Consider the following 19,661-nt stretch of genomic DNA (forward strand, 5'->3'; position numbering starts at 1 on the left):
CGAGGTCCGTCGATATCCGAGCGCCCGCCTCCGCGAATGACGCTCCGCTCCCATACCCCGCGTTCAGACCCCGCGCTTGTGCGCCGCGTACCAGTCGATGAGGCCTGGATCGTCCACCGCGGTCCTGTCGACCGTGGTGGCGGGATCCGCGCCCAGTAGCAGCCGCTTGATCGGCACCTCGAGTTTCTTGCCCGTGCGCGTGTGCGGGATGGCCGGGGCCGCGATGACCTCGTCGGGCACGTGCCGGGGCGAAGCCTGATCGCGCACGGCCGCCTTGATCCGGTCCGCCAGCGCGTCGTCGAGATCGGCACCCTCGCGCAGCACGACGAACAGGGGCATCCAGTACCCGCCGCCGGGCTGCTCCACGCCCAGCACCATGGCCTCGGCGACCTCGGGGATCGATTCGACGGCCTGGTAGATGTCTGCGCTGCCCATGCGGATGCCGTTGCGGTTCAGCGTCGAATCCGAGCGGCCGTGGATCTCCACGCTGCCGCGCGCGGTCACCGTCACCCAGTCGCCGTGCCGCCACACGCCCGGGTAGGTGTCGAAGTAGGCGTCCCGGTAGCGCGCGCCGTCCGGGTCGTTCCAGAAGCGCACGGGCATCGACGGCATCGGCCGCGTCACCACCAGCTCCCCCACCTCGCCCACCACGGGCTCACCCGCCGGGTCGAACGCCGCCAGCGCCACGCCCAGCAGGCGGCAGGACAACTCGCCCGCCCATACCGGCACGTTCGGCGCCGCGCCGACGAAGGCCGTCACCACGTCGGTGCCGCCGCTGATCGAGTTGATCTGGACGCGCTCGCCCACCTCGTCGCGCAGCCATTCGGCGGACGTCGCCGGCAGCGTCGCCCCCGTGACGCCCACCATGCGCAGCGCCGTCAGGTCGTGGTCCCCGGCTGGATGCGCGCCGGCCTTCATGCACGCCAGCACGTATCCGGGGCTGGTGCCCAGGATCGTCACCGCGCTCTCCGCCGCCATCCGCCACAGGCCGTCCGGCCCGGGGTGCGCCGGGCTGCCGTCGTAGGTGACGATGGTGGCACCCGCCAGCAGACCCGCCACCTGGAAGTTCCACATCATCCAGCTGGGCGAGGTGAACCAGAAGAACGTCTCGCCCGGGCCCAGGCCCGAGTGCAGCACGCCCGCCTTGAGGTGCTCGAGCAGCACGCCGCCGTGGCCGTGCACGATCCCCTTGGGCAGCCCGGTGGTACCCGAGGAGAACACCACCCACAGCGGATGGTCGAACGCCACGCGCTCGGTCACGAGCGGGTGCTCACCCGCGGTGGCGGCGCTCCATCCGAGCACCCGGTCGCCGCCCGCCGCCAGCGATCCCACCGCGTCGTCCTCGCCGCGGCCGGACCGCGCCACCAGCACCGTGAGCGCCAGTCCGGGCAGGCCCGCGCGCAGCTCGTCCACCGCGGCGCGCTGATCGCGCGGCTTGCCGCCGTAGTCGTATCCGTCGGCGGCGATCAGCACCGACGGTTCCAGCTGGCCGAGCCGGTCCACCGCCGCCGGGGCGGAGTAGTCCTGGCCGCACGCGCCCCAGACCGCGCCGATGCTCGCGGTGGCCAGGAACGCGATCACCGTCTCCGCGATGTTCGGCAGGTACCCCACCACCCGGTCGCCGGGGCCCACCCCGGCCCCGCGGAGCGTGTGTGCGAGCGCGGCGGTCCGGCTGCGCAGCTCGCCCCACGGGACTGCGCGGGGCTCGCGGCCCTCCGCCAGGTCGACGATGGCGGGCCGGCCGGCGGCGTCCTGCTGCTCGGCGTGCCGGAACACCTGGTCGACGTAGTTGATACGCGCACCTGGGAACCAGGAGGCGCCGGGCATGCGGTCCTCCGCCAGCGCCGGCCCGGGATCGGTGTCGGAGGCGATGTCGAAGTAGTCCCACACGGCCTGCCAGAACGCGCCCAGATTCTCGGTCGACCACTGCCACAGCCGGTCGTAGTCGGAGGCGTCGGTGGGCACGCCGGGGCTGTCGGGGTTCAGCTGCCGCACGAGGTCCGCGAACTCGACGATCGCGCTGCCCGCCACCGCCTCCGCGTCCGGTTCCCAGAGCATCTCCGCCGCGTCGTCGCTCGCCTGTGTCACCTTCGCCGCCCTCGATTCACTGTGGTCCGGGTCTCAGGAAAGGCTATCGCGAGTGACCTCGCCCACCGACGTGAGCCCGGCCAGCCCGACGGTCAGGTCCAGCTCGGCGATGATGTTCGCGACCGCCTCCCGCGCGCCGTCGCGGCCGCCCAGCGCCAGCCCGTACAGGTGCGGACGCCCGACGGTCACCGCATCGGCGCCCAGGGCGAGGGCCTTGAACACGTCCGCGCCGCCGCGCACCCCGCTGTCCAGCAGCACCGTCAACCGGCCGTCCACCACCGGGGCGATCGCCTCGAGCGCGTCAAGCGACCCGATCGCGCCGTCCACCTGGCGGCCGCCGTGGTTGGACACGACGATGCCGTCGAGCCCCTCGTCCACGGCCCGGCGCGCGTCGTCCGGGTGCAGCACGCCCTTGAGCAGCACCGGAAGCCGTGTCCGATCGCGCAGCGTGGCGATGTCCGCCCAGCTCAACGACGGCCGGGAGTAGATGTCGAGGAACGTCTCCACCGCGGCCCGAGGCTCCGGCGAGCGCAGGTTGGCCGCCAGCGCGCCCGGGTAGCGGCGACTCATGGAGATCAGCGACCGCACGGCACCCCACGTCACCTCGACGTCCGCCTTGGCCCCGGCCGCGGCGCGCACCCGGTCCTTGACGATGCGCACGAACCGCGGGTCCGAGGTGTACTGCGCGATGCCCTCGCCGCGCGCGAACGGCAGCGACCCGATGTCGAGGTCCCGCGGCCGCCAGCCGAGCATCGTCGTGTCCAGGGTGACCACAAGCGCGTCGGCGCCGCTGCGCTCCGCCCGGCCGATGAGGCTGTCCACCAGCTCCTCGTCGGTGCTCCAATACAGCTGGAACCAGTGCGGCGCCGCCCCGGCCCCGGCGACCCGGTCCATCGCCGCCGCCGCGTCCTCCATCGGCGCGCAGCCCTGATTGGAGAAGATGTAGGGCACGCCCAACTCCGCCGCCGCCTGCGCGATCGCCACGTCCGCCTCCGGGTGCACCAGCTCGGCGGCGCCCACAGGGGCGAACAGCACCGGGGCGGGGATGCGGCGCCCGAACAGCTCCACCGACAGGTCCCGACGCGAGACGTCCCGCAGCACCCGCGGCACGATCCGGTGCCGGTCGAAGGACGCGCGGTTGGCCTCCATCGTGGCGCCCGCGCCCGCGCCGCCGGCCACGTACGCCCAGGCGCGCCGCGACATCCTGCGCCGGGCCGCCTTCTCGAGGGCGGCGAAATGGGTGGGGATCGCGGGGCGCCGGCCGAACACCCCGTCGCGGTAGATGCGGTTCTGGCGCTCACGGCCCGGGCCCTGCGCGGTCGGGGAATCCTGCGCGGTCGGGGAATCCTGCGCGGCGAGGGGATCCTGCGAGTCCGCGGCGCCGCCCGTCGGTTTCGTCTCCGTCATGAGCGCAGGATAATGGGCGGGTGGATGATCAGAGCCCCCTCGACGCAAGTGCGCCCTGCCCCTGCGGATTCGGCCCCGCCTACGGCGAGTGCTGCGGCCGGTTCCTCGGTGCCGCCGGGGGCGAGCCCACCGCCGCGCCCACCGCCGAGAAGCTCATGCGCTCGCGGTACACGGCGTTCGTCGCCGGCGACGCCGGTCACCTGCTGCGCACCTGGCATCCGGACACCCGGCCGCGGTCCCTCACGCTCGATCCGGAGGTGCAGTGGACGCGGCTGACCGTGCTCGCCACCACCGGGGGCGGGCTGCTGGAACAGACGGGCACCGTGGAGTTCGTGGCGCAGTACCGGACCCGCGGGCCCGACGGATCCCTCCAGCGTGGCCGGCAGCATGAGCACAGCCGGTTCGTCCGCGTCGGCGGGGAGTGGGTGTACCTCGACGCCGAGCCGAGCGCCTCCTGATCCGAGCGTCTCTTGCCCCGCACCCCCTTTGACCCGCGCCCACCGGTGCAGTCCGAGCGCCTCCTGAGCTGTCCGAGCGCCGGATCCCGTGCCGCAGCGGGGAAACGGTGCTCGGAACAGGGGCGCGCGCCAGGTCAGCCGTAAAGCCACGCGCGCGTGTGCGGCATGCCGCTCTCGCCGCCGGGGCCCGGGCGCACCGCCAAAGTCTGGTTGAGCCCCAGCCGGTGCGGGTACTCGAAACCGATCGCGCTGGCCGCCAGGTACAGCAGCCAGATCCGCGCCCGCTCCACCCCCACCAGCGCCACCGCCCGGTCCCACTGCCCGGTGAGGTTCGCGACCCAGGCGCGCAGCGTCAGCGCATAGTGCTCGCGCAGTGATTCCGCATCGCGCACCTCGAAGCCGCCCTGCTCGAGCGCGTCGACGGTGGCGCTCAGCGGCAGGATCTCGCCGTCGGGGAACACATAGCGGTCGATGAACGTGCGCGCCGCCGCGCGCCGCGAAGACATCACCCGCGCGCCGCCCTGCGCACGTGCCCGCGACGAGTGCCCCGGCGGCAGGGGCCGCACCGACGAGATCTGGTGGTTGAGCAACCGGCCCCCGTCGTGCAGCAGCCCGTACAGGTCCTCCGCGTACACCGGCAGGTGGTCCAGGCCCACGTGCTCGGCCATCCCGATGGAACAGATCGCGTCGAAGGGCCCGTCGTGCACCTCGCGGTAGTCCTGCAGCCGGATCTCGACCAGGTCCTCCAGGCCGGCCTCGGCCACCCGCCGGCGACCCAGTTCCACCTGCGCGTGGCTCAGCGTCACGCCCACCGCCCGCACGCCGTGCTCGCGCGCGGCGTGCATGACCATGGTGCCCCAGCCGCACCCCACATCCAGGAGCCGCATTCCCGGCTTCAGCCCCAGCTTGCGGCTGATGTGCTCGCACTTGGCCCATTGGGCGTCGTCGAGGGAGGTGCAGCCGTCCTCCCAGTACCCGCAGGAGTACACCATCGTCGGCCCCAGGAGCAGCCGGTAGAACTCGTTGCCGATGTCGTAGTGCGAGGACACGGTGACGGCGTCGCGGACCTCGCTGTGGCGTCCGCCCGCGCGCCTGCGCAGCTCCGTCGCGGGCGGCCGCGGCGGCGGTCCGACGACGCCGTGGCGGATCATGCGCGCGACGCCCCTGCGGATCGATCGCGCGTCCACCCCGCGGACCCCGTGGCTGGAGACCCGTTCGATGATCTGCGGCATGTCCAGCAGGTCGAACACGCTGCCCTGCACCTCCAGGTCGCCGGAGACGTAGGCGCGGGCCAGGCCCAGCTCTTCCGGCGCATACAGGATGCGGCGCAGCGCCCGGCGGTTGCGGAACACCACACGCACCGGGGCCTCCGGCGGTCCCGCCTCCGAGCCGTCCCAGGCCTGCAACCGCAGCGGCAACGGCGCCTTCAGCACGTCTTCGAATGTCGCCAGGATGCTCGCCGCTACCGAACCCACGTGGACGATTGTGCTCTGGCGGGCCCTCCTGCGAGGCGCTTCCGGGATTCCGCCGCCTCCCGGCGCCGAGTCGGTGGTTCTTCGGTGCTCCACCCGCTCCGCGGCACCGGAATGCGCCCACTCGGCGGGGCGCCGCCGCCGCGGCGTGGACACGCGTGCGGGCCCGCGCACGTCCCGGACCGCTCGCGTATCCTGCGGCGCGGCGTTCCCGTAACGTTCAGGGCATGTACAAGATCATGCTGGCGCTGCACCTGGTGTTCGCCATCTTCGCCATCGGCCCGCTGATCCACGCCACCACCACCGCGTCCCGCGGCCTGCGCACGGGCGACGCCGGCGCCATCGCGACGTCGTCCAAGTCCACCCGCATCTACTCGTACGCGTCGTTCCTGGCCGTGATCTTCGGGTTCGGGCTCATGTCGTCCAAGTTCCCCTGGAACGATCAGACGGTCGCGTCGTTCTCCGAGCCGTGGATCTGGATCTCGCTGATCCTGTGGTTCGTGGCCATCGTCATCGCGCTGATCGTGGTGGTCCCCGCGCTGGATTCCGCCGTCGAGAAGGTCAAGGCGGGCGAGTCCGCGTCGGCGATGATCGGCAAGGTCGCGGGCTCAGGCGGCGTCATCGCCATCCTGTTCCTGGCCACCGTGTTCCTCATGGTCTACAAGCCGGGGGCGTGACGATCCGCAGGCCGTGAGCCGGATGGCGCGTCAGTAGGGCCAGCTCGGCACCGCCGGCAGACCCTCCCGCGTGGGGCGCCCGATCAGCCAGGCGAGCAATTCCGCCTCCGGCAGGTCGGGCGTTTCGCCGTCCCATCCGGTGGCCTGCAGCGCCGGCAGCTCGGTGTCCAGGGTGCGCGAGACGAAGGTGGCCGGCCAGTCGGCGGGGACGTACCCCAGGCCCAGGTCCACGTGGTGGATCTCCAACTCCCGCCACCGCAGCACCGGGATCATCCGGGCCGGCACCGTGTGCTTCCAGTTGATCTCGGCATCCCGAAGCCCCGCGTCGATGGACCCCATCGCCCGGGTCGCCCGCGCGCCCGCGAACGCGGCATCCGCCCGCAGAAGCTCCACCGGCCGGTCGGCGCCCTCCTCGATCGCAGAAGACCGCGCGTCCGCGCCGCCCGGATACATCTCCGGCGCGGGCCGGCCGTCGAGCACGCCCCGCGCGAAGCGCCACATCGCGTCCGCGTTGCGCGCCAGGTGCGTCACCACGTGCCCCCGCGTCCAGCCCGGCAGCAGCGACGCCTCCCGCGCCTGCTTCTCCGCCATGCCGGCGAGCGTGGTCTGCAGCCGCTCCCCCGATGCGTGCACCTCGTCGACAAGCACCCCGTAGTCGTCGCCCATGCCCCGAGAGTAGCGCCGAGTTGGTGGTTCTCCGGTGCCCGAGCCCGGCCGGAGCACCGGAGAACCACCAACTCGGCGCGAAGATAGCCGCCGCTGCGAACAGCGCCTCTTCCCCTCCACCGGCGAACTCGATACGTTTCAATGACCGGGCGGACACCCGCCCAACTCGTCGCACCCGAACCGCCGCATGTTGGACACCCCATCCCGAGGAGCGCAGATGACCCAAGACGCCGACGTGATCGTGGTGGGAGCCGGCCTGGCCGGCCTGGTCGCCACCTACGAGCTCACCCGCGCGGGCCGCCGGGTGCTCGTCGTCGAGCAGGAGAACGAGGCGAACCTGGGCGGGCAGGCGTTCTGGTCGCTCGGCGGGATCTTCCTGGTCAACAGCCCCGAGCAGCGGCGCATGGGCATCAAGGACTCCTACGATCTGGCACTGCAGGACTGGACCGGCTCGGCCGGCTTCGACCGCGACGACCAGGACCGCTGGCCGCGGCAGTGGGCGCAGGCCTACGTGCAGTTCGCGGCCGGCGAGAAGCGCGCCTACATGCACGACCTGGGCATGCGGTTCATGCCCACGGTGGGCTGGGCGGAGCGCGGGCGCGGCACCGCCCTGGACCACGGCAACTCCGTCCCCCGGTTCCACATCTCGTGGGGCACCGGCCCGGAGGTGGTGCGCATCTTCGCCGAGCCGGTGATGGCGGCGGCCAAGAAGGGGCTGGTCACCTTCCGGCACCGGCACCAGGTGGACGAGGTGATCGTCGAGGGCGGCGCGGCGGCGGGCGTGCGCGGCACCGTCCTGGCGCCGTCCACCGAGTCGCGGGGGGTCAAGTCCAACAGGGACCCCGCCGGTGAGTTCGAACTGCGCGCGCAGGCGGTGGTGGTGACCTCCGGCGGCATCGGCGGCAACCAGGAGCTGGTGCGCAAGAACTGGCCCGTGGACCGGCTGGGGCGCATGCCGCAGAACATGATCTGCGGGGTGCCCGCGCACGTGGACGGCCGCATGCTGGAGATCACCGAGAACGCCGGCGGCAGCATCGTCAACCGCGACCGCATGTGGCATTACACCGAGGGCATCGTCAACTGGGACCCCATCTGGCCGGATCACGGCATCCGCATCATCCCCGGACCGTCCTCGCTGTGGCTCGACGCCGAGGGCAAACGCCTGCCCACACCGCTGTTCCCCGGGTTCGACACGCTCGGCACCCTCAAGCACATCCTGGGCACGGGGCACGACCACACGTGGTTCATCCTCACCCAGTCGATCATCGAGAAGGAGTTCGCGCTCTCCGGCTCCGAGCAGAACCCCGACATGACCGGCAAGGATCTCAAAATGCTGCTGGGGCGCGTGGGCAAGGGCGCCCCCGGCCCGGTGGACAGCTTCATGCGCTTCGGCGAGGACTTCGTGGTGCGCGATGACCTCCGCTCGCTGGTCGACGGCATGAACGCTGTCGGCTCCGGCCCCGATCTGGACTACGCGCAGGTGGAACGCGAGGTGCTGGCCCGCGACCGCGAGCTGGACAACACCTACTCCAAGGACCTGCAGCTCATGGCCGTCCGGAACGCGCGCAGCTATCTGGCCGACAAGGTCATCCGGGTGGCCCGGCCGCACAAACTCCTCGACCCCGCCCACGGCCCGCTCATCGCGGTGCGCCTGCACCTGCTCACCCGCAAGACGCTCGGCGGGCTTGAGACCAACCTGGATTCGCAGGTCATGCGGCCCGACGGCACGGCATTCGACGGGCTCTACGCGGCGGGCGAGGTGGCCGGCTTCGGCGGCGGCGGGATGCACGGGTACAACGCGCTGGAGGGGACGTTCCTGGGCGGGTGCATCTTCTCCGGCCGGGCGGCGGGCCGGGCACTGGCGCGCGACCTGGGGTAGCCGCCGAGCGACCGCCAAGGTGGCTACTCAGCAGTCCGGGTACGTTCGCGCCGCCGAACCGTACCTGTACTGCTGAGTAGGCGCGGAAACGGACCGGCGGGGCGGCCCTCACTCACTCCCCGGGCAGCCACGCCCCGTGCAGCCCCGCGGGCACCCGGTGCGGCAGCCGTACCCGGGCGCGCGGACCGGCGGCCGGCTCCTCGCCGTCGAACACGTAGAACCAGCCGGTCCGATCGCGCCGTTCAGTGACGATCGCGCCCCAGTAGTGCTCGCCGTCCTCGGTGGGCAGGTGCACGGGTTCGCCGAACGACAGTGCCTCGTCGCCCCAGGAAACGCCCGCGCCGGTGTCGAGGTCGTACCACCGGAGCAGATCCGCGTCGCCGCCGACGAGGTCCGCGCCCGGGCTCTCGCCCACCGTCGCCACCTGCCGGTGCGGGCGGCCGATGAGGCGGTCGTCGATGCGCGGGAACTCCATTCCGGCCCGGGCCACCTCGGTGCGCGTCATCAAGCCCGTCGCCGGGTCCAGCACTGCCCGCACCAGGGTGCTGGCGGTCGGTTCCTCCGCGCCGGTGACGATGCCCGGGTGGTCCCACTGCACGTAGTCGAGTACCACCGTGCCGTCGCCGGCGTCGTAGGCGTTGGCGGTGTGCCACATCCAGAACGCCTCATCCGAGCACCAGCGCACCGGCGAGCCGTCCCGGGGGATGAGCGCGATCCGCGCCCCGGCCTCCGGGCGCCACTGGAGCACCGACCCGCCGGTCATGGCCGCGGCGATGTCGAAGACGAGCGGGCACACCGGCACCACCAGGTACGTCGCGGTCAGCGCCATGTCGTGGATCATCACCGGTGCGTCGAGGCCGTCCACCGGGGTCGCCGCCCGCGTGGGGACGCCGTCGCGTCCGATCGCCGTCCACGTGAGATACGGCGGCTCGAACGAGTAGCAGAACGAGAACATCTCCCCCGTGGCCGGATCCACCTTGGGGTGGGCGGTGAGTCCGGCCGGCAGCCGGCCGTCGAAGGTCTCCTTGCACACCGTGCGCAGATCCGCCGGGTCGAGCCGGAACGGCGGGGCGGATTCCGCGAGGGCCAGCAGCCGCCCGCCGTGCCGGACGACGTTGATGTCCGGCAGGTCGCGGTCGCTGTAGGCGAGGGCGTCGCCCACCAGCTCCGGGCCCGGACGGTAGGGCGTCATGATTCCCGGCCACAGCGCCCGGCCCGCCGACTCCTCCGCCACGAGCGCCGGAGTGCGGACGAATGCGTTGCGGTAGTGCGCGGCGCCCCCGTCGAGCTCTATGCGGTGGACCATCGCGTCGCCGTCGATGGGGTACAGGTAGGAACCGATGGGGTCGAAACGCATGTTGGGGCCGTTGCGCAGGTAGCTGCCGCGCAGCGCCGCGGGCAGCTCGCCCTCCACCACCAGACGTTCGGCGTCCACCTCGGCGCGCTGCGGCTCGAACAACCCCCGCAGGTGCGGATTCGCGGCCGGGTCCACTGCGGCGGGCAGCTCGTCGAATGCGGTCATCGTCTCTCCTCGGAGGGCGCAGTCCAGCCACGTCGACTCCGATTATGCGCGCGCGTGGGCGCCGTCACATCGGTTCATCGAATTCCATGGGTTGCATCTGTCCCACTGATCACATTCCGCGTTCCCACTGGACACCAGTCCGTCCTAGCATGACGCGACGGACCGGAATTCCGGCGACACACCTCCGACCCCGGGAGCAGCGCGTGCGATTCACCTTTGCCGATGCCATGACGAACCCGCAGTACTACGTACCCCTGGCCAAGGCGGCCGAGGATGCGGGCTACCACTCCTTCGCCGTGGCGGACAGCATCTGCTACCCGGAGGTCTCCGACTCCACTTACCCGTACACCCCGGACGGCAGCCGCGAGTTCCTGGAGAACAAGCCGTTCATCGAGGCGTTCATCCTGATCACGGCGATGGCACAGGCGACGGAGCGGATCCGCTTCGTGCCGTTCGTGCTCAAGCTCCCCGTGCGCCCGCCGGTGCTGGTGGCCAAGCAGGCGGCATCCATTTCGGCGCTCTTCGGCGACCGGCTGAGCCTCGGCGTGGGCCTGAGCCCCTGGCCGGAGGACTTCGACGTGATGGGGGTGCCGTTCCCCAAGCGCGGCAAGCGGATGAACGAGGCGATGAAGATCATCCGCGGACTGACCTCCGGCGGATACTTCGAGCACCACGGCGAGATCTACGACCTGCAGTCGATCAAGATCAACCCGGTGCCCGCCAAGCCCGTCCCCATGCTGGTCGGCGGGCACAGCGACGCCGCCCTGCGCCGCGCTGTGCGTCTGGGCGACGGCTGGATGCACGCCGGCGGCAAGGCCGACGAGCTCGATGAGATCCTCACGCGCCTGGCGGCGGTGCGCAAGGCCGAGGGCAAGGAGAACGACCCGTTCGAGATCCACGTGGCCTCCATCGACGCGTTCTCCGTGGACGGGGTCAAGCGCCTCGAGGACAAGGGAGTGACCGACGTGACCGTCGGATTCCGCATGCCCTACCAGATGGAGCAGGACACCCAGCCGCTGGAGGAGAAGATCGCGGCGCTGCAGAAGTTCTCCGACAAGGTCATCGCCCAGTGCGGTTGACGGACGGGTCTACGCGGCCGGCGTGAACCATCCCACCGGTCCGGCCGTGGCGGTCACCGCACGCAGCCGTTAGCTTGGGTGTATGCAAAAGCAAGCATTGCAGGTCCGCGAGCTGGTGCGCCGGCCGGTCCTGGCCTACGCGGCCAAGCTCATGCTTGCACACCTCATCGGCGGCGTCGTGGTGTTCCTTCTCGTGCTGGAGGTGCTGCCGCTGCCCACCGGCGTCACGCCGCTGCGCCTCGACCGCGCCAACGCCGTAGTCTTCTTCGTCTTCATGCCGTTCGCAGCCGTGATGCTGCTCGGCGGCGGCCTCGTCGCGGGGCGGCCCATCCTGGCGTGGACGGCCCGCGGCGGGCCGCCCACGCCCCGGGAACGTCGCGCCACCTTGCGCCAGCCGATGCGCCAGCTCACGGTGCAGGTCGCCACCTGGGCCGTCGGCCTCGTCGTCTTCCTGGCCACCAACCTGCAGGGCGGAACGCAGCTCATCACGCTCGTGACGGTCACCATCACGATGGGCGCCACCACCGCCTGCGCCATCGCCTACGTGATGGGCGAACGCGAGCTGCGCGGGCTCGTCGCGCTGGCCGCCGCCTCCGACCCGGACGCCACCTGGCGCACCTCCGGCATCAAAGCCCGCGTCATGGTGATCTGGCTGCTCAGCACCGCCATGCCCGTGTTCGGCGTCGTGCTGCTGGCGTTCCCCGAAGCCGCGGGCCTGAACGACCGGCAGACCGGCCCCATCGGCTCGGCGGTGTTCGTGCTGGGCATCCTGGCGATCGCCGTCGGCGGCGTGGGCATGCTCTACGTGGTGCGTTCCATCGCCGACCCGGTCCGGCAGGTCAGCGACGCGATGCGGGAGGTCGAGAACGGGTCCACCAATGCGCGCGTGAGCGTGTACGACGGCTCGGAGATCGGCAAGCTGCAGGCCGGCTTCAACCGCATGGTCGCCGGGTTGGCCGAACGCGAGCTGGTGCGCGACCTGCTGAGCAAGCACGTCGGCGAAGACGTCGCACGGCATGCGGTGGAGCAGGGCACCGCGCTGGGCGGCGAGATCGACGACGTTGCCGTGCTGTTCACCGACATCATCGGCTCCACCGGGCTGGCCACCGTGCACCGGCCCGAGGACGTGGTGGGCATGCTCAACGAGTTCTTCCGCGTCGCCGTCGACGTGGTGGACCGCAACGGCGGGTTCATCAACAAGTTCGAGGGCGACGCGGCGCTCGCGATCTTCGGCACCCCCCAGCACCTTGACGACCCGGCCGGGGCCGCCCTGCGCGCCGCGCGCGAGCTGCGCACCGAGATCATGCGGCTCGGCATCGCCGACGCGGGCATCGGCGTCTCCTCCGGCCCCGTCGTCGCCGGGTACGTGGGGGCGTCGAACCGGTACGAGTACACCGTCATCGGCGATCCCGTGAACGAGGCTGCCAGGCTCACCGACCTGGCGAAGAAGCGCCCGGGGCGGGTGCTCGCGTCACAGCGCACCATCGACGCCGCGGGCCCCTCGGAGCAGGCGCACTGGCGACTGCGCGAGCGGGTGCTGCTGCGCGGGCGCGGGGCCCGCACGCGGCTGGCGACCCCGCGGCGCTCCTCTTATCCGCCGGAACTCGTCGGGCTGCAGGTGCGGTAGCGGCGGGGCACGGAGCCCCGCCGCGGCCGCTGCTTTTGGCCCGCGCCCCGCCCCGCCCCGCGCGCCTGTTGCGACGACACGCCGGGACAACGCGCGCGCGTCGGGATGTCCGGCGCGCGGCGCGGCCGCCGACAACACACAGCGCCGCCTGTGGCGTTCGCCACTCCGGGATTACATCGGCGCCCGCCGTCGTTAGCCTTGTTGCAACGTCAATCATTGCGGAGGAAACAAACCATGACGACATCCGTTCGCGAATCAGGACTCACCGCAGGCACCTGGAACATCGACCCCGTCCACTCCAGCATCGGCTTCAGCGTCCGGCACATGATGGTGAGCAAGGTCCGCGGCAACTTCGACGAGTTCACCGGCCAGATCACCATCAGCGACGACGGCGAGGCCACCGTGGTGGCCGACATCAACGTCGGCTCCATCAACACCGGCAACGACCAGCGCGACGCGCACGTGCGCTCGGCCGACTACTTCGAGGTCGAGACCCACCCCGTCGCCACCTTCCGCTCCACCGGCATCCGCGCCAAGGGCGACGCGCACGTGCTCACCGGCGAGTTCACGCTCCGCGGCGTCACCAAGCCCATCGAGATGGACCTGGACCTCACCGGCGTCAACCCCGGCACCGGCGACGGGCCCGTCGCGGGCTTCGAGGCGTCGACGGTCCTCAACCGCAAGGACTTCGGCATCACCCTCGACATGCCGCTCGACGGTGGCGGCGCGGCCGTGGGCGACAAGATCACCATCAGCATCGACGCCCAGGCCCGGCAGGCCGCCTGACCGGCCCCCGAACGTCGGGGGCTCCCATCCCCCTCGGCCCCCGACCCCGCCTGCGCGCGGCCCCCGGCCCCCGGGCGGCCGCGCGCAGGCTTCCGACCAGCACCGCCCCACCACCGACTACGGTGGTCCACGTGAGCGATACCGGAGCACCCGCCAGCACCGAGACACCCGAAGCGGGCCCCCGCGGCACGGCCGCCGGCCCGTCGACCGTCGCGCTGGCAGTCGTGGCAGACGCGCTGCTCGTCATCATTTTCGCCGCGATCGGCCGGCAATCCCACGACGAGACGAACGGCGTCGTGGGAGCCCTGTCCACCGCGTGGCCGTTCCTCGTCGGCCTCGCGGTCGGTTGGGCCCTGGTCTTCGCTGCGTCCCGCCGCAACCGGACCGCTCCGCACCCGCTGCGCGCCTGGCCGGCCGGCGTCGTCTTGTGGGTCGCGACGGTCCTGTGCGGGATGCTGTTGCGCGCCGCCACCGGCGAGGGCACCGCTTTCGCCTTCATCATCGTGGCGACCCTGTTCAACCTGCTCACCCTCGTGGGCTGGCGGCTGCTGGCCCAGCTGGCCGCAGCCCGCCGGCGGTGACGATCCGCCGCCCGCCGCCACCCTGAGTCGACTACCCGCTGAGCCCCGTGCGCGCGCCGCAGGCCGTCTCCTACCGCACTGAATCTCGCAGAGTGGCTCGGGGCGCGATTCACATAATCGCGTGCACAACGCGCGCCGCGTGCCGCGGGATGCCAGGCTGTCCCACATGAGTTCCACTCCACCCGCGCCAGGGGACGACACCCGCGAGGCCCGCCGGGACCGCGCCTTCTTCGGACAGCCGTTGGCGTTGACCAACCTGTTCGGTGTCGAGATGTGGGAACGGTTCTCGTTCTACGGCATGCAGGGCATCCTGCTGATCTACCTGTACTACCAGACCACCGACGGCGGACTGGGCATCTCGGAGCACACCGCCACCGGCATCGTCGGCGCTTACGGAGGCATGGTCTACATCTCGACCATCGTCGGCGGGTGGATCGCGGACAGGGTGCTCGGCGGCGAACGCACGCTGTTCTACAGCGCCATCCTCGTCATGGGCGGGCACATCGCACTGTCGGTGCTCCCCGGCCTGCTGGGCGTGGGCGTGGGCCTGATCCTGGTGGCGTTCGGCAGCGGCGGCGTCAAAGCCACGGCGACCTCCCTCGTCGGCGACCTGTACGACGAGGACGACGAGCGGCGCGACGCCGGATTCTCGCTGTTCTACATGGGCATCAACATCGGCGGACTCGTCGGTCCGCTGCTCACCGGACTTCTGCGCGACAACGCCGGTTTCCACTGGGGCTTCGGGCTCGCCGCCATCGGCATGGCGCTCGGGCTGATCCAGTACACGGTGTTCCGCAGGAACCTCCACGGCGTCGGCGGCCGCCCCAGCGACCCGCTCGGCCGGAATCAGCGGCTCGCCTACGCGGGCGGCGCGCTGATCGTGGTCGTGATCGTCGCCGTCCTCTCCGTCACGGGAATCATCACCGCCGACCGGCTCTCGGACATCGTCGTCGGCATCGCCACCGCGGCCACGATCATCTACTTCCTCGTCATCCTCACCAGCCGCCAGGTCACCCCGGTGGAACGCCGGCGCGTGGTCGCCTTCGTGCCGATGTTCATCGCCTCGGTCGTGTTCTGGTCGCTGTTCCAGCAGATCTTCACGGTGCTGACGATCTACAGCGACAAGCGGCTCGACCGCAACCTGTTCGGCTGGGAGTTCCCCGTGTCCTGGGTGCAGTCGATCGAGCCCGTCTGGGTGGTCGTCGGCGCCGGCGCCTTCGCGGCGATGTGGACCAAGATGGGCGAACGCCAGCCCGCCACCCCGATCAAGTTCGCGCTGGGCACCGGCGGCATGGGCGTCGCCTTCCTGCTGTTCCTGCTCATGCCCGCAGGGCAGAACACCGCGCCGGTCTGGGCGCTCGTGCTGATCCTCGGCGTCTTCGCGGCATCCGAGCTCATGCTCTCCCCCGTCGGCCTGTCGCTGGCCACCAAGCTGGCGCCGCGGGCATTCCACACCCAGATGGTGGCGCTGTTCTTCCTCTCGGTGGCGCTCGGGACGGCGCTGTCCGGAACCCTGGCCCGCTACTACGACGAGAGCAATGAGGCGCCCTACTTCGCCACGCTGGGGCTCGTCGCCGTGGCGGTCGGCGTGGCGCTGGCGATCGCATCGCCGGGGATCAAGAAGCTCATGAGCGGGGTGAAGTAGGGGGCTCCTTCGCCGGGGCCGCGACGTGGACGCGCGCCCCCATCGGCCGTGACGTTCGATGTTCGAACGCCACGGCCGTTTCGCGGCCGCAACCGTGCGATGTGGTCCGCAACTTCACGCTGATTGAAACAATTACGGGCGCGACGCATCACCGCGTTCGAAGTCCGGGCGTGACATGGACGCCACGCTCGAACTTCGAGTGTGACGGCGGGGCAGCATGCCCGGATCCTCGCACCCGAACCACGCCGCATCCTTGAAAGTTGCTCGGCCAAGGAATATACTGACGGCACTTAGTTGTTCGGCTAAGTAATGACGTTGACTTCGACAGGGAGGCGATTCCCATGACCACCGCATTCGATCCGATCGATCTCGGAGGACGGACCCTGCGCAATCGCATCGCCATGGCGCCCATGACCCGCAGCCGCGCCTATGGAGACCGAAACAGCCCCACTGCGGACACGGTGACCTACTACGCGCAGCGCTCCGGAGCCGGCCTGATCGTGACCGAGGGGACCCAGCCCAGCGTCATCGGACAGGGCTACCCGTACACGCCCGGGTTGCACGACGACGTGCAGGTCCGCGCGTGGCAGCGCGTCACCGAGGCCGTGCACTCCCGCGGCGGGACCATCTTCGCGCAGCTGATGCACACCGGCCGTGTCGGCCACCCCTCCACCTTCCCGACGCCGCAAAGTCCCGTCGGCCCCTCACCGGTACGGGCGGCGGGGCAGGTGTTCACCAGTGCCGGCATGCAGGACTTCGTCGAGCCGCGGCAGCTCACTGCAGCACAGGTGGAGAGCACGATCGAGGACTTCACACTGGCCGCCCGCAACGCCATCGCGGCGGGGTTCGACGGCGTCGAACTGCACGGGGCGAACGGGTACCTGCTGCACCAGTTCCTGTCGACGAACGCCAACCGGCGCACCGACCGGTGGGGCGGGACGGCCGTGAACAGGTCACGCATGGTGATCGAAACGACGCGGGCCGTCGCCGCGGCCATCGGCGCTCCGCGCACGGCGCTGCGCCTCTCGCCCGCCAATCCGCTCAACGACATCGTCGAGGACGACCACCGGCAGGTGTACCCGCTGATCCTGCACGCCCTCGATGGCCTGGGCCTCGCGTACCTGCACATCCTCGAATCTGTCGACCCGGACTTCACGCCGGAACTGCGGCGGGCCTGGAGTGGACAGCTCATGCTCAATCCGGCCACTCCGGGAGGGCGCACCGGCCCGGAGCACCTCGCGCTGATCGACAGCGGCGCTGCGGACCTCGTGTCGTTCGGGCAGTCCTTCATCGCGAACCCGGATCTCCCCGCGCGGCTGCGCGCCGACGCCCCGCTCGCCGTCCCGGACATGTCCCAGGCCTACGCCGGCGACCACCACGGCTACACCACCTACCCGGCTATGACAGGTGCCGCCGACCCGGCCGCCGCCGCCGTCTGACCCCGCATGAACCCCCAGGAAGGACACGCCATGACTACGCATAGCGACACGAACGGACGCATCATCCTGGTGACCCGCGCCGGCCGCGAGGACCGGCCTGGTCCGACAGAGAGGAGTGGACAATGACCGCAGCCCCGCTCGGCCACGACGACCCGGCACGCGGCCTGGCCGTCGCCCGCCCGGATTCCGACGAGAAGTTGCCGCACTACGGCGTCGTCGGCGACAACTACACGATCCTGCTCACCGGCGAGGAGACCGACGGGCGCTACGCGCTGATCGACATGCTCATCCCGCCGGGCGGAGGCCCGCCGCCGCACCGGCATGATTTCGAGGAGATGTTCCACGTGCTCGAGGGGCGGATCGACATCACGTTCCGCGGGCAGCGGCACACCCTCGCCGCCGGGGAGACGGCCAACGTACCGGCCAGGGCGCCGCACTTCTTCCGCAACAATGCGAGGGTGCAGGCCCGGGTGCTGTGCATGATCACGCCGCCCGGCCTCGATCGGTACTTCGCCGCCTGGGGGATGCCCTTGCCCACCCGCACAGAGTTGCCGCACCTGGACGATGATGAGTCCCGGCGGCGGCTGCAGACTGCTGTGGAGCTGGGGCCGCAGTATCGGATCGAGAACCTCGAGACGACGGAATGAGACGAGAGGGTCAGGATGGACGACCGGGCTGAGCAGCCAGGACGGCGGGATGGGAAGGTCCGGCACTCGACCGGCCCGGCCGAGACGCCTGGGCCGCGGGCCGGCGAGGGCAGCGACGACATCCTGGCCCGGCTCGCGCCGGTCAGCCACGCGATCTTCCGTGTCGCGCGGCTGCACAAGACGCTGGCCGGGCAACTCCTGCGGGAGGTCGGCATGTACCCCAACCAGGAACTCGTCATGATGCGCCTGTGGGCCGAGGGGCCGCAGCGCCAGGTCGACCTCGTACGCATGCTGGAGTCCGAGGCCCCCACCATGACCCGCACGATCAAGCGCCTCGAGAAGGCCGGGCTGGTGCGAACGTCGCGGAGCCCCGAAGACGGCCGCGTCGTCATCGTCGAGGCGACCGGGCAGAGTCGAGCGCTGCGTGCCGAGGTAGAGCGGGCCTGGTCCACGCTCGAAGCCTCGACTATCGGCGAATGGACCGCAGGCCAGCGCACCGCCGCGCTCGATGCTCTCGCCGCCCTGGAAGCGAACCTCACCGAGGCACCGATCACGCGGGGCGGCGAGGACGCCACGGCGCAGGAGTCCCCGGACCCGGTCGCCGACCGTGCGGGCAGGCGATCGTGATCGGCGCAGGCGCCGCGCAGCGCACGACCGGATCCACCGGCCGAGGGCCGATGAGACGCGTCCTGCGGTGGGCGGCCGTCGCGGGCACGGCCCTGCTGCTCACGGTCTGCGTCGCGCTCGCCGCGAGCTTCGTCCACCACCGCAACGCACTGGATCGCGAGGACGCGCTACTCGACCCGCCGGGCACGATGGTCTCCGTCGACGGGCATCGGATGCACGTCTACACCGAGGGCGGCGAGGGGGCGGCGCCGGATGCGCCCACCCTCGTGTTTCTCTCCGGCGGGGGAACCGCGTCGCCGGTCCTGGACTTCACGCCGCTGTTCTCACGGCTGTCGGGCGACTTCCGGATCGCGGTCGTCGAGCGCCTGGGGTACGGGTTCAGCGATGTCGCGGACGAACCGAGGGACGTGGACACGGTTCTGAGCGAGACGCGGCAGGCGCTCGGTGAGGCCGGTGTGCACGGCCCGTACGTCCTGTTCCCCCATTCGATGGCCGGCCTGGCAGCGATCCGCTGGGCACAGCTGCAGCCTGAGGAGGTCGCCGGGATCGTCGGGCTGGACGCAGCTGTTCCGCAGTCGTACTCCCACATCGCGATTCCGAACAGCCTTCTGCTGCATGCCTTCTCCGTGGCGGCGAAGCTCGGCTTGACGCGACTGGCTCCGTCGTTCGCCGACGGTCGGCCGGCGATCGCGTCGGGCGGGCTGAGCGCCGCGGACGAGGACGTCTACCGGGCTATCCTGTACCGGCGCACCGAGACCACGCCGATGATCCGCGAGATCGAGGCTGTGAAGGAGAACGCCGAGAAGGTCGGGGCCGCACCTCCGCCGCAGGTGCCGATGCTGTTCTTCACCTCGAACGGCGAGGGGACCGGTATCGACACGGACACCTGGCGCGGATACCAACGCGCGTTCCTGGACAAGGTGCACGACAGCCGCCAGGTGATCCTGGAGTCCGGACACTACGTCCACGACTACGAGACCGACACCATCGCCGGCACCGCCCGGAACTTCATCGACGGCCTGGACGACCCCCCGCGCTGACAGGGAGGGAGTTGATGGAAG

The 19,661-nt window shown here is 71.1% G+C and carries 17 protein-coding genes; 12 read left to right on the forward strand and 5 right to left on the reverse strand.

Features of this window, described 5'->3' with window-relative positions; genetic code table 11:
* Positions 1-63: 63 nt before the first annotated feature.
* Positions 64-2,058 carry an acetoacetate--CoA ligase gene (locus FO059_RS15805; protein ID WP_143910830.1) on the reverse strand — a complete coding sequence of 665 codons (1,995 nt, stop codon included), beginning with the start codon at positions 2,056-2,058 and terminating at the stop codon, positions 64-66.
* 63 nt (positions 2,059-2,121) lie between these two features.
* Entirely contained in the window at positions 2,122-3,495 is a 1,374-nt protein-coding gene (locus FO059_RS15810; RefSeq protein WP_143909922.1) for an alpha-hydroxy-acid oxidizing protein, read from the reverse strand.
* Between the two features lie 20 nt (positions 3,496-3,515).
* On the opposite strand from FO059_RS15810, the gene FO059_RS15815 reads away from it, so the two are divergent.
* Positions 3,516-3,953, forward strand: a complete 438-nt coding sequence (locus FO059_RS15815; RefSeq protein WP_143909923.1) for a YchJ family protein — start codon at positions 3,516-3,518, stop codon at positions 3,951-3,953.
* Between the two features lie 134 nt (positions 3,954-4,087).
* Here the strand turns inward: FO059_RS15815 and FO059_RS15820 are convergent, their stop codons facing one another.
* The gene (locus FO059_RS15820; RefSeq protein ID WP_143909924.1) at positions 4,088-5,428 is read right to left on the reverse strand and encodes an SAM-dependent methyltransferase; all 1,341 of its coding nucleotides are present in this window, start codon (positions 5,426-5,428) and stop codon (positions 4,088-4,090) included.
* Positions 5,429-5,652: 224 nt separating this feature from the next.
* Between FO059_RS15820 and FO059_RS15825 the strand changes: the two genes are divergently transcribed.
* Positions 5,653-6,102, forward strand: a complete 450-nt coding sequence (locus FO059_RS15825; RefSeq protein ID WP_143909925.1) for a DUF2269 family protein — start codon at positions 5,653-5,655, stop codon at positions 6,100-6,102.
* 30 nt (positions 6,103-6,132) lie between these two features.
* Here the strand turns inward: FO059_RS15825 and FO059_RS15830 are convergent, their stop codons facing one another.
* A complete protein-coding gene (locus FO059_RS15830) occupies positions 6,133-6,768 on the reverse strand; it encodes a maleylpyruvate isomerase N-terminal domain-containing protein (RefSeq protein WP_143909926.1) in 636 nt (211 codons plus the stop codon).
* 217 nt (positions 6,769-6,985) lie between these two features.
* On the opposite strand from FO059_RS15830, the gene FO059_RS15835 reads away from it, so the two are divergent.
* Positions 6,986-8,647 (forward strand): FAD-binding dehydrogenase, encoded by a 1,662-nt coding sequence (locus FO059_RS15835; protein WP_143909927.1) that lies wholly within the window; start codon positions 6,986-6,988, stop codon positions 8,645-8,647.
* Between the two features lie 112 nt (positions 8,648-8,759).
* Here FO059_RS15835 and FO059_RS15840 read toward each other — a convergent pair whose 3' ends face one another.
* A complete protein-coding gene (locus FO059_RS15840) occupies positions 8,760-10,169 on the reverse strand; it encodes a carotenoid oxygenase family protein (protein WP_143909928.1) in 1,410 nt (469 codons plus the stop codon).
* A gap of 203 nt (positions 10,170-10,372) precedes the next feature.
* Between FO059_RS15840 and FO059_RS15845 the strand changes: the two genes are divergently transcribed.
* From FO059_RS15845 to FO059_RS15885, 9 genes are all read left to right on the forward strand, one after another.
* Positions 10,373-11,248 carry a TIGR03619 family F420-dependent LLM class oxidoreductase gene (locus tag FO059_RS15845; RefSeq protein WP_143909929.1) on the forward strand — a complete coding sequence of 292 codons (876 nt, stop codon included), beginning with the start codon at positions 10,373-10,375 and terminating at the stop codon, positions 11,246-11,248.
* 82 nt (positions 11,249-11,330) lie between these two features.
* Positions 11,331-12,875: an adenylate/guanylate cyclase domain-containing protein gene (locus tag FO059_RS15850; protein ID WP_143909930.1), complete on the forward strand. Its 1,545-nt coding sequence runs from the start codon at positions 11,331-11,333 to the stop codon at positions 12,873-12,875.
* Positions 12,876-13,109: 234 nt separating this feature from the next.
* Positions 13,110-13,661: a YceI family protein gene (locus FO059_RS15855; RefSeq protein WP_143909931.1), complete on the forward strand. Its 552-nt coding sequence runs from the start codon at positions 13,110-13,112 to the stop codon at positions 13,659-13,661.
* 131 nt (positions 13,662-13,792) lie between these two features.
* Positions 13,793-14,242, forward strand: a complete 450-nt coding sequence (locus FO059_RS15860; protein ID WP_168226631.1) for a DUF3054 domain-containing protein — start codon at positions 13,793-13,795, stop codon at positions 14,240-14,242.
* A gap of 166 nt (positions 14,243-14,408) precedes the next feature.
* Positions 14,409-15,887: a peptide MFS transporter gene (locus tag FO059_RS15865; RefSeq protein ID WP_143909932.1), complete on the forward strand. Its 1,479-nt coding sequence runs from the start codon at positions 14,409-14,411 to the stop codon at positions 15,885-15,887.
* A gap of 341 nt (positions 15,888-16,228) precedes the next feature.
* Positions 16,229-17,326, forward strand: a complete 1,098-nt coding sequence (locus tag FO059_RS15870; RefSeq protein ID WP_143909933.1) for an alkene reductase — start codon at positions 16,229-16,231, stop codon at positions 17,324-17,326.
* A 122-nt stretch (positions 17,327-17,448) separates the two neighbouring features.
* Complete coding sequence (locus tag FO059_RS15875; RefSeq protein WP_143909934.1) at positions 17,449-17,973, forward strand: cupin domain-containing protein; 525 nt, start codon at positions 17,449-17,451, stop codon at positions 17,971-17,973.
* 15 nt (positions 17,974-17,988) lie between these two features.
* Positions 17,989-18,600 carry a MarR family winged helix-turn-helix transcriptional regulator gene (locus FO059_RS15880; RefSeq protein WP_143909935.1) on the forward strand — a complete coding sequence of 204 codons (612 nt, stop codon included), beginning with the start codon at positions 17,989-17,991 and terminating at the stop codon, positions 18,598-18,600.
* Positions 18,601-18,650: 50 nt separating this feature from the next.
* Positions 18,651-19,640: an alpha/beta fold hydrolase gene (locus FO059_RS15885; protein ID WP_143909936.1), complete on the forward strand. Its 990-nt coding sequence runs from the start codon at positions 18,651-18,653 to the stop codon at positions 19,638-19,640.
* The last annotated feature ends 21 nt before the right edge of the window (positions 19,641-19,661 follow it).

Origin of the sequence: Tomitella fengzijianii (assembly GCF_007559025.1) — a bacterium.
In the GTDB taxonomy this organism is placed as follows: Bacteria; Actinomycetota; Actinomycetes; order Mycobacteriales; family Mycobacteriaceae; genus Tomitella; species Tomitella fengzijianii.

Excerpts from the sequence above, each read along its gene's own strand:
- FO059_RS15805 (WP_143910830.1), bottom strand. The coding sequence starts at position 2,058 with ATGCTCTGGGAACCGGACGCGGAGGCGGTGGCGGGCAGCGCGATCGTC.
- FO059_RS15810 (WP_143909922.1), bottom strand. The coding sequence starts at position 3,495 with ATGACGGAGACGAAACCGACGGGCGGCGCCGCGGACTCGCAGGATCCC.
- FO059_RS15825 (WP_143909925.1), top strand. The coding sequence starts at position 5,653 with ATGTACAAGATCATGCTGGCGCTGCACCTGGTGTTCGCCATCTTCGCC.
- FO059_RS15830 (WP_143909926.1), bottom strand. The coding sequence starts at position 6,768 with ATGGGCGACGACTACGGGGTGCTTGTCGACGAGGTGCACGCATCGGGG.
- FO059_RS15835 (WP_143909927.1), top strand. The coding sequence starts at position 6,986 with ATGACCCAAGACGCCGACGTGATCGTGGTGGGAGCCGGCCTGGCCGGC.
- FO059_RS15840 (WP_143909928.1), bottom strand. The coding sequence starts at position 10,169 with ATGACCGCATTCGACGAGCTGCCCGCCGCAGTGGACCCGGCCGCGAAT.
- FO059_RS15850 (WP_143909930.1), top strand. The coding sequence starts at position 11,331 with ATGCAAAAGCAAGCATTGCAGGTCCGCGAGCTGGTGCGCCGGCCGGTC.
- FO059_RS15855 (WP_143909931.1), top strand. The coding sequence starts at position 13,110 with ATGACGACATCCGTTCGCGAATCAGGACTCACCGCAGGCACCTGGAAC.
- FO059_RS15865 (WP_143909932.1), top strand. The coding sequence starts at position 14,409 with ATGAGTTCCACTCCACCCGCGCCAGGGGACGACACCCGCGAGGCCCGC.
- FO059_RS15870 (WP_143909933.1), top strand. The coding sequence starts at position 16,229 with ATGACCACCGCATTCGATCCGATCGATCTCGGAGGACGGACCCTGCGC.
- FO059_RS15875 (WP_143909934.1), top strand. The coding sequence starts at position 17,449 with ATGACCGCAGCCCCGCTCGGCCACGACGACCCGGCACGCGGCCTGGCC.
- FO059_RS15880 (WP_143909935.1), top strand. The coding sequence starts at position 17,989 with ATGGACGACCGGGCTGAGCAGCCAGGACGGCGGGATGGGAAGGTCCGG.
- FO059_RS15885 (WP_143909936.1), top strand. The coding sequence starts at position 18,651 with ATGAGACGCGTCCTGCGGTGGGCGGCCGTCGCGGGCACGGCCCTGCTG.